Here is a 259-nt window from a genome sequence, read left to right as displayed (position 1 = left end):
GAGGCCCAAGGGCGAGCAGCGGTCGAACGTGGAGCGGCCCTCCGACGTGAGGCCGTTCGCGCTCTCCGCGCAGAGGGATACACCGTCGAAGCCGCGGCGGCCGCGCTCGGCGTCAGTCGGCAGCGCGTACAGCAGCTCGCCTCATGACACATTCCGGACACCATCACCCGGCGGCCAAGACCGCCGCATACTCGAGTGCAGTTGGGGTAGACGCATCGTGAACCGAGATCAACACCACGCAAGTCCAGCCTTGCCGGCC

Annotated in this window: 1 protein-coding gene; it reads left to right on the top strand. The window is 68.0% G+C overall.

What is annotated here, in order from left to right; all coding sequences use genetic code 11:
* Nucleotides 1-147 (top strand): helix-turn-helix domain-containing protein (locus AC1RPT_RS08095; protein ID WP_481763038.1); only part of this gene is annotated, 147 nt, incomplete at its 5' end.
* Between the last annotated feature and the right edge of the window lie 112 nt (nt 148-259).

The organism is Dellaglioa sp. CoH-56-MRSF-11, assembly GCF_056782135.1.
This window is presented reverse-complemented; position numbering and strand designations above follow the sequence as displayed.